This window comes from Shigella sp. FJ200513 (assembly GCF_040495915.1).
GTDB lineage: Bacteria > Pseudomonadota > Gammaproteobacteria > Enterobacterales > Enterobacteriaceae > ECMA0423.
The window spans coordinates 1-1,225 of the sequence record NZ_JBDYCV010000240.1 but is presented as its reverse complement, the minus strand read 5'-3'; the positions used below and the strand labels follow the sequence as shown (position 1 = coordinate 1,225).

At 51.6% G+C, this 1,225-nt stretch carries 1 protein-coding gene; it reads left to right on the top strand.

The genetic code is table 11. The features are described 5' to 3' along the window. Nucleotides 1-104: 104 nt before the first annotated feature. Entirely contained in the window at nt 105-800 is a 696-nt protein-coding gene (gene aqpZ / locus ABZJ92_RS21890; RefSeq protein ID WP_001298299.1) for an aquaporin Z, read from the top strand. Nucleotides 801-1,225: the final 425 nt, after the last annotated feature.

Genomic DNA, 1,225 nt, shown 5'->3' with positions numbered 1-1,225 from the left:
AGCTGCATGACAAGGTCATCGGGCATTATCTGAACATAAAACACTATCAGTAAGTTGGAGTCATTACCTATTTTTCACAGGGTCAATTTTTAATTGAGGTGGATATGTTCAGAAAATTAGCAGCTGAATGTTTTGGTACTTTCTGGCTTGTTTTTGGTGGCTGTGGTAGTGCTGTACTGGCCGCAGGCTTCCCGGAATTAGGCATTGGTTTTGCCGGCGTGGCGCTGGCATTTGGTTTGACCGTTCTGACGATGGCCTTCGCTGTTGGTCATATTTCTGGTGGTCATTTTAACCCGGCGGTCACTATTGGTTTATGGGCTGGCGGACGTTTTCCGGCAAAAGAAGTCGTTGGCTACGTAATTGCCCAGGTTGTCGGCGGTATTGTTGCAGCGGCGCTGCTGTATTTAATTGCCAGTGGTAAAACGGGTTTTGACGCGGCAGCCAGCGGTTTTGCTTCTAACGGTTATGGCGAGCATTCACCAGGCGGTTATTCCATGCTTTCCGCGCTGGTAGTTGAACTGGTATTGAGTGCGGGCTTCCTGTTAGTGATCCACGGTGCAACCGACAAATTCGCTCCGGCAGGTTTTGCGCCGATCGCTATTGGTCTGGCCTTAACCCTGATTCACTTAATCAGTATTCCGGTGACTAACACTTCTGTTAACCCGGCGCGCAGCACCGCGGTTGCTATCTTCCAGGGCGGCTGGGCATTAGAACAACTGTGGTTCTTCTGGGTGGTGCCAATTGTCGGCGGCATTATCGGTGGTCTGATTTACCGGACTCTGCTGGAAAAGCGTGATTAATTAGCATTGGCATTTTATCTGCCCTGGTTGTTTTATCTTCGACATTACAAACCGCACGGGTATTGGTGGCGTCAAAATCGCTGAAGCGTTCCCCGAAGGCCGGGGCAGCCCACATGGATGTGGGCTGAGGGCGCGTCTTACAGGACGTTACCTCGCGCCCGACCCGGTTGCCGAAGGGGATAAGCTGAAGGTACCGCGCAGCGGCGATTTTGTTCGCCAGAGCCCGGGGGTGCAGGGGGCGGCGGCGACTGGCTGCCCCCTGCGCGCTCCCTCCGCCAGTGGCTTTATATGGCATTGCACATGAAAGGAGCGCAACAATGCTAAACACTCAGATAGGATTAAAAATCCCTAGACTGGCCCCCTGAATCTCCAGACAACCAGTATCACTTATTTAAGTGATAGTCTTAATACTAGTTTTTAGACTA